This window comes from Streptomyces sp. NPDC002133, assembly GCF_040296405.1.
Classification (GTDB): Bacteria; Actinomycetota; Actinomycetes; order Streptomycetales; family Streptomycetaceae; genus Streptomyces.
In genome coordinates, this window is sequence record NZ_JBEOXF010000156.1 from 1 (window position 1) to 1,037 (window position 1,037).

Consider the following 1,037-nt stretch of genomic DNA (forward strand, 5'->3'; position numbering starts at 1 on the left):
GGCAGCCTCAGCACGGTGCTGCTCTTGCCGTGCAGCTCCACCTCGTAGGACTGGCGGTCGTTGGAGTTGACGATCAGGTAGGCGTGGTCGGGGGCCTGGCCCGAGCGGTCCTTCACGCTGAGGCGAAGGTCGTAGGCCGGCTGTTCGACGTCCATGCCGAGCGGGGTGCGTACCGAGACCGTCTTGTCCGCGGTGGAGGCGGTGACCACACCGCTGTACGCCGTGTAGATCGTGGCGATCTCGGGGGTGGCGGTGAGGGTGACGTCCGCGGTTCCGTGCGCGGGCACGGTGACCTTGTCGGTGCTGAGGCGGAACAGACCCTGCGGCGCGGGCTGCTTGCCGGCCTTGTGGCTCGCGTTGAGCGCGAGGTCGAGGGTGACCGGCTCACTGCCCGGGTTGCGGTACGTGAGCGTCTTGTCCACCGGCGGCCGCTCGCCGTCGGTCCAGCGGATCTGGCCGAAGGACAGTGCGGTGGTCTCGGCGGTGACCTGCTGGCCGACCGCCCGGGCGATGTCGACGCGTCCGGCGCCCTGGTAGTAGGCGCCGCGTTCGAAGCCGCCGGCCGTGGTCTGCATCAGCTGCCGCTTGACCTGCTCCGGGGTCCAGTCGGGGTGCTGCTGGAACAGGATGGCGGCGGCACCGGCGACGTGCGGCGTGGCCATCGACGTGCCGGACATGCCGGTGTAGCCGTCGTCGGCGGTGGTACCGCCCGCCTTGGCGGCGACGACGCCGACGCCGGGGGCGACGAGGTCGGGCTTGAGGCCGGAGTCGCCCACCCGGGGACCGAGCGCGGTGAAGAAGGCGAGCTCGTCGTTGATCTGGGTGGCGCCGACGGCCAGCGCACGGTCGGCGGAGGCGGGAGAGTTGACCTTGCCGGGACCGTTGTTGCCGGCCGCGGCCACGACCAGGACACCGTGCTCACGGGTGACGGTCTCGACCATGGCCTCGATGACGTCGGTGTCCGGGGTGTCGGTTTCGCCCAGGCTGAGGCTGATCACCTTGGCGCCCTGCTCGGCCGCCCAGGCCATGGCCTCGAC

The 1,037-nt window shown here is 71.3% G+C and carries 1 protein-coding gene; it reads right to left on the bottom strand.

Annotated features, from left to right (window positions below):
• Positions 1 to 1,037, bottom strand: a 1,037-nt coding sequence (locus ABT078_RS42555) for a S8 family serine peptidase (RefSeq protein WP_351237856.1), incomplete at both ends; no start/stop codon positions are given.